Genomic DNA, 5,816 nt, shown 5'->3' on the forward strand with positions numbered 1-5,816 from the left:
GGAGCAAAAAAAATGAGGCAGCCTCAATAAGCTGCCTCAAAGCCATGAAAACAATTAAACAATGTTCAGAAAACAGAAAACTAGAAACAATTATATCGTTAAAATCTCTTGATTTTTATCCTCCAATAAGCTGTCGACCTTTTTACCGAAGTTATCGGTCATCTCTTGCACCTCTGCTTCGGCGACTTTTTCCTGGTCTTCAGACAAGCCTTCCTTTAAAAGCTTTTTCAAGCCTTCGTTGGCTTCTTTTCGTGCTCCGCGAATACTGATGCGGGCTTTTTCGCCTTCGTGACTCACTTGCTTGGTCAGGTTTCTCCGGCGTTCTTCGGTCAATGGCGGCACATTAATCCGAATAATCTCACCATTATTTTCCGGATTGAAACCCAAATTTGCATTCATGATTGCTTTTTCAATGGGCGAAATCATTGTCTTTTCCCAAGGTTGAACAGCAATGCTGCGCGCATCTGGTGTACTGATATTGGAAACCTGATTTAAAGGTGTCATACTTCCGTAGTAGTCAACCACGATTCCGTCTAACATTCTGGTTGAAGCTTTGCCGGCACGAATATGAACCAATTCATTTTCCAAATGGTCAATAGCAGCTTCCATCTTTTCTTTGCAAACTTCAAGTATCAATTCTAATTCTTCTTCCATATCCAAATAAATGGTCCGTTCTTTTTGTGCTGAGAGCAAATATAGAAAAAATTAAAGAATTTTGGAATTTCTTAATTTTTTTAATCAAAAATTGGGCTTTAACCTGGTTTTATACGTGTACAAGTGTTCCAATGTCTTCGCCAGACAGGACTTTAAGCAGGTTTCCTTTTTTGTCCATGTTGAAAACCACGATGGGTAAATTGTTTTCCTTACACATGGTCGTGGCGGTCAGATCCATCACTTTTAAGCCTTGGTTGTAGATTTCATCAAACGAGATTCGGTCAAACTTGGTGGCGGTCGGGTCTTTTTCGGGGTCGGCAGTATAGATGCCATCAACCCGCGTTCCTTTCAGCATGGCATCGGCTTCAATTTCAATTCCGCGCAATGATGAACCGGTGTCGGTGGTAAAATAGGGGTTGCCGGTTCCGGCTGAAAAGATAGCGACTTCGCCTCGTTCCAGGGTTTCAATGGCTTTGTCTTTCGAGTAAAACTCGCCCACGGGCTCCATGCGAATGGCCGTCAAAACTTTCGACTTGACACCATTGGCTGTGAGTGCCGAATTAAGCGCCAGACTGTTAATTACGGTGGCCAGCATACCCATTTGGTCGCCTTTTACCCGGTCAAATCCTTTGGCTGCTCCACTCAAGCCGCGAAAAATATTTCCACCGCCAATCACAATACCAATCTGGACACCCAGGGCTACCGCTTCCTTAATTTGAACCGCGTAATCATTCAGCCGCTCCTGGTCAATACCGTAGGCTTGTTCTCCCATGAGCGATTCGCCGCTCAGTTTTAACAGCACGCGTTTGTATGTCGTCATTTTTATTTTATTTCCTGCAAAGGTAAAAATATTCTAAAATGGATTTCACCCGATATGTTGGCAATTGGGATTTATTAAAGGAATGAATTTCGGTTTCATAATTAATTACTAATTTTACGGCCGCTGATTTTCAAGAGTTATGGTACAATTAAATGTGATTTTATTTTTGGTTGGTTTTTTCAGAACCTTATTTGTTATTGTGGTCATTTACTACCTGATCAAGATTTTAACAAAATATGTTCTGCCTCTGTTTATCAACCAGCCAAAGCAACATCGTGATTTTCGGGATCCCCGGAATTCCAAGCCTGAAGGTGAAGTAACCATCGAAAAAGATCGCTATAATGGCGGACGGATTCGGAAGGATGAAGGCGAGTATGTTGATTTTGAAGAAATCGATTGAGTAGGCGGAGGGCCGAGTGCATGGGCACAGGGCCAAGGGGATTGGAAGTCGGACCGGTTCATTTTATCATCAAGGATCAATTTTATCATCAAGTAACAATATTTAATCATCAATAACATATGGCTCAGGAAGATATTTTTAAGAAGCTGATCGCGCATTGTAAAGAGTATGGATTTGTGTTTCAATCGAGCGAAATTTACGATGGGCTGGGTGCAGTGTACGATTACGGACAAAATGGAGTAGAACTTAAAAATAACATCAAAAAATATTGGTGGGACAGCATGGTGATGTTGCACGAAAATGTCGTCGGACTGGATTCGGCTATTTTTATGCATCCAACCATATGGAAGGCTTCGGGCCATGTCGATGCGTTCAATGACCCCTTGATTGACAACAAGGATTCGAAAAAACGCTACCGCGCCGATGTACTGATCGAAGAGCAACTGGCTAAGTTCGAGGAAAAAATGGATAAGGAAGTGGCGAAGGCGCAAAAACGCTTTGGCGATGCTTTCGATGAAAAGCAATTCCGCGAAACCAACCCACGCGTACTGGCCAACCAGGAAAAATGGGACGAATTGCATGCCCAATTTTCGAGAGCCTTAAATGAAAATGACCTGGCTGGGTTGAAACAAATCATTGTTGATCAGGAAATCGTTTGCCCCATCAGCGGAACCCGCAACTGGACCGATGTGCGCCAGTTCAACCTGATGTTTGGCACTGAAATGGGATCAACAGCCGATGGGGCGCTGAAAGTTTACCTTCGCCCGGAAACGGCCCAGGGAATTTTCGTCAACTACCTGAATGTGCAAAAAACTGGTCGCATGAAAATTCCGTTTGGCATCGCTCAAATCGGGAAAGCATTCCGGAATGAGATTGTTGCCCGCCAGTTTATTTTCCGCATGCGCGAGTTCGAGCAAATGGAAATGCAGTTTTTTGTTCGCCCCGGCTCGGAGCTGGAGTGGTTCGACAAGTGGAAGGAAACCCGCATGAAGTGGCACCAGGCCCTTGGTTTTGGCAAGGAGAACTACCGCTTTCACGAACACGAAAAGCTGGCGCACTACGCCAATGCCGCCGTTGATGTGGAATACAAGTTCCCCTTTGGTTTCAAGGAAGTGGAGGGGATTCACTCGCGCACCGACTTCGATTTGTCGCAGCACCAGGAGTTTTCCGGGAAGAAAATTCAGTACTACGATCCGGAGCTGGAAAAATCGTATGTCCCCTTTGTGGTGGAGACCTCCATTGGGGTCGACCGCATGTTCCTGCAAGTGATGTCGGCTTCGTATTTTGAAGAGGAACTGGAAGCAGCCAATGGCAAAACGGACACCCGCGTGGTGTTGAAGTTGCCTGCACCTTTGGCTCCGATCAAGCTGGCCGTGATGCCCCTGATCAAGAAAGATGGCCTGCCGGAGAAAGCCCGCGAAATTATCGACGACCTGAAATTCGATTTCAACTGCCAGTACGATGAGAAAGACTCCATCGGCAAACGTTACCGTCGTCAGGATGCCATTGGAACCCCATTCTGTGCTACGGTCGATCACCAAACACTGGAAGATGCCACGGTTACCATTCGCCACCGTGACACCATGCTGCAGGAGCGCGTGGCCATTGCCGACCTGAAGGGAATTATCGCCTCGCAAGTGAATTTTAAAGCGTTGTTTGCCAAACTGAAGTAAACAACGAGTTGATATACAAACTGAAAAGAGGCTGTTTCGAGTGAAGCAGCCTCTTTTCAGTTTGCGGAAGTGATCAGCTTGCTGATTTTTGGTGAGCGGCGGATTCCAAACCGCCGAAAATTAATCGCAGACCGAAAGGGCGCGATGACAAGTAAGCGAAATCGTGGATCTGCGTCCGCGACACCTGGGGTCGCTTTCATGAAACTAAAAAAAGCCCCATGAATCATGGAGCTTTTAATATGGTTTTATCGGGATTCGCCTAGATGATGAATTTCACAATAAAGAGCAAAGCCAGAACATACATGACAATGGACACATCTTTGTGCTTTCCGGTCAGCAGTTTCAGCACGACGTAGGCCAACATACCGAACACGATTCCTTCGGCAATGCTGTAGGCCAATGGCATCATGATAATGGTGAAAAAGGCTGGAATCGACTCGGTGAAGTCTTCCATATCAATTTTCAGAATGGGTGTTAGCATGAATAAACCAACAATGATCAGCGCTGGTGCGGTTGCTGCTCCCGGAATCATGATAAACAGCGGAGCAAAAAACAAGGCGACCAGGAACAAACCCGCTACGGTCAGCGAAGTCAGTCCGGTACGTCCACCTTCAGCAACACCCGAAGCACTTTCTACATAAGTGGTTACCGTACTGGTTCCCAGCATGGCGCCAAATGTTGTTCCAATCGCATCGGCAAACAGGGCTTGCTTGGCCCGTGGCACCTTGCCATCCGGGGTCAGCATATCCGCTTTCGATGAAACACCAACCAGGGTTCCAACGGTATCAAACATATCAACAAACAGGAAGGTGAACAACACGATCAGCATGTCGATGGTGAAAATCTGGTGGAAATCGAATTTGAAGAAAATGGGTTCGATAGAGGGAGGCAATGAAACCAGATGCCCTTCAGGCAGATGGGTGACTCCAAATGGAATCCCGGCGATGGTAGCCGCGAAGATTCCAATCAATAAAGCGCCTTTGACTTTTAAAGCCAGCAGAATTCCGATGAGCAATACGCCGAATAAGGCGATTAAAACGCTCGGTGATCCCATATCTCCCAAACCAACCAATACAGCATCGTTGTTGACGATGACGCCGGCACCCTGCAAGCCAATAAAGGCGATAAACAGCCCAATACCTGCAGATACCGCATGCTTCATCGACATGGGAATGGCATTGATAATGAGTTCGCGAATGTTGAAGGCCGTAAGAATCAGGAAAATGATCCCTTCCAGGAAAACGGCAGTTAGTGCAAATTGCCAGCTGTAGCCCATACCCAACACAACCGTGAAGGCAAAAAAGGCATTCAGTCCCATTCCGGGAGCCAATGCAAAAGGCAGGCGGGCCACCAGGGCCATGACCAAAGTAGCCACCAAAGCCGAAAGGGCTGTGGCGGTGAAAAGGGCGTTTTTATCCATTCCGGTGGCGCTCAAAATGCTGGGGTTAACCGCCAGGATGTAGGCCATCGTCATAAAGGTCGTGATTCCCGCTAAAACTTCCGTTTTTACGGTGGTGTGGTTTTCATCGAGTTTGAAAAAACGTTTCATGTTTGTGGAAGTTTTAGATTAAAAGGTCCACTTGGCTGCCAAGGTTGGATTGATCTGGAATCCGTCTTTTGCAAAATTATTGCTCATCTCTATTTCAGTACCGAAAGCGAAATTAGAGCAGACGTTATACCACAATTGTGGCTCAGTTAAAAAGCGGTAGTCGGTTCCCCAGAACATTTCTTCTTTCCAGAAATCGGCAAAACCAGTAAAAGTCAATTTATTTTGCAGCATTTGAACCGTCCAAACGGCAGTCAATTGGAAAGCAGCATCTTCCTTGTCTTTAATGTATTTGTAGTTGGCCTGCAAGGTCAGGATTTTTGAGAAGTCGGCCGATGCCCAAGTGCGTTCAACTCCAGCCAACCAGCAATTTTCAATCGGAATGAACGGAGCGCCTGCACCGTCGAGCTTTAATACTCCACCGTTAAATTCCACACGCGGCATGAATTTTTGGGTTTCGGTCCATTTAAAGGCCCGTGCAATTTCCCAATAAGCCAGAGAAAAACCGTTGTCTACATCGCGTTCGTCCGAGCTGTAATCCATATCAACAAAGAAAAAGGTTGAACCGTACTTGTCTGGACGGAACATTTCAACCGTTGTTGTGACCAGTTTTCGGGTTTCCCCCAAATCATAATGCAGTTGTACATTTTGTGCAGTAGCACCCAAGGCGACAACGCTCACAAAAAGAGCCAGTAAAAGTTTCTTCATTTTGGTTTTAATTTA

The 5,816-nt window shown here is 45.9% G+C and carries 6 protein-coding genes; 2 read left to right on the top strand and 4 right to left on the bottom strand.

The window, feature by feature from the left end; genetic code table 11:
- Positions 1-90: 90 nt before the first annotated feature.
- Both frr and pyrH read right to left on the bottom strand, forming a co-directional pair.
- On the bottom strand, positions 91-654 hold the full coding sequence (frr, locus tag AAC033_RS18015; RefSeq protein WP_339740723.1) for a ribosome recycling factor: 564 nt from the start codon (positions 652-654) through the stop codon (positions 91-93).
- 109 nt (positions 655-763) lie between these two features.
- On the bottom strand, positions 764-1,474 hold the full coding sequence (pyrH, locus tag AAC033_RS18020; RefSeq protein ID WP_339740725.1) for a UMP kinase: 711 nt from the start codon (positions 1,472-1,474) through the stop codon (positions 764-766).
- Positions 1,475-1,613: 139 nt separating this feature from the next.
- On the opposite strand from pyrH, the gene AAC033_RS18025 reads away from it, so the two are divergent.
- The gene (locus AAC033_RS18025; protein ID WP_339740726.1) at positions 1,614-1,874 is read left to right on the top strand and encodes a hypothetical protein; all 261 of its coding nucleotides are present in this window, start codon (positions 1,614-1,616) and stop codon (positions 1,872-1,874) included.
- A 119-nt stretch (positions 1,875-1,993) separates the two neighbouring features.
- The gene (locus AAC033_RS18030) at positions 1,994-3,547 is read left to right on the top strand and encodes a glycine--tRNA ligase (RefSeq protein ID WP_339740728.1); all 1,554 of its coding nucleotides are present in this window, start codon (positions 1,994-1,996) and stop codon (positions 3,545-3,547) included.
- 259 nt (positions 3,548-3,806) lie between these two features.
- Here AAC033_RS18030 and AAC033_RS18035 read toward each other — a convergent pair whose 3' ends face one another.
- Together AAC033_RS18035 and AAC033_RS18040 are read right to left on the bottom strand one after the other, a co-directional pair.
- Entirely contained in the window at positions 3,807-5,096 is a 1,290-nt protein-coding gene (locus tag AAC033_RS18035; protein ID WP_339740730.1) for an NCS2 family permease, read from the bottom strand.
- Positions 5,097-5,114: 18 nt separating this feature from the next.
- Positions 5,115-5,801: a DUF5020 family protein gene (locus tag AAC033_RS18040; protein ID WP_339740732.1), complete on the bottom strand. Its 687-nt coding sequence runs from the start codon at positions 5,799-5,801 to the stop codon at positions 5,115-5,117.
- Positions 5,802-5,816: the final 15 nt, after the last annotated feature.

It is taken from the genome of uncultured Sunxiuqinia sp., assembly GCF_963974515.1.
Taxonomy (GTDB): Bacteria; Bacteroidota; Bacteroidia; order Bacteroidales; family Prolixibacteraceae; genus Sunxiuqinia.

What these genes read in the sequence shown, in the direction of transcription:
- frr (WP_339740723.1), bottom strand. Translation starts at nt 654, where the DNA reads ATGGAAGAAGAATTAGAATTGATACTTGAAGTTTGCAAAGAAAAGATG.
- pyrH (WP_339740725.1), bottom strand. Translation starts at nt 1,474, where the DNA reads ATGACGACATACAAACGCGTGCTGTTAAAACTGAGCGGCGAATCGCTC.
- AAC033_RS18025 (WP_339740726.1), top strand. Translation starts at nt 1,614, where the DNA reads ATGGTACAATTAAATGTGATTTTATTTTTGGTTGGTTTTTTCAGAACC.
- AAC033_RS18030 (WP_339740728.1), top strand. Translation starts at nt 1,994, where the DNA reads ATGGCTCAGGAAGATATTTTTAAGAAGCTGATCGCGCATTGTAAAGAG.
- AAC033_RS18035 (WP_339740730.1), bottom strand. Translation starts at nt 5,096, where the DNA reads ATGAAACGTTTTTTCAAACTCGATGAAAACCACACCACCGTAAAAACG.
- AAC033_RS18040 (WP_339740732.1), bottom strand. Translation starts at nt 5,801, where the DNA reads ATGAAGAAACTTTTACTGGCTCTTTTTGTGAGCGTTGTCGCCTTGGGT.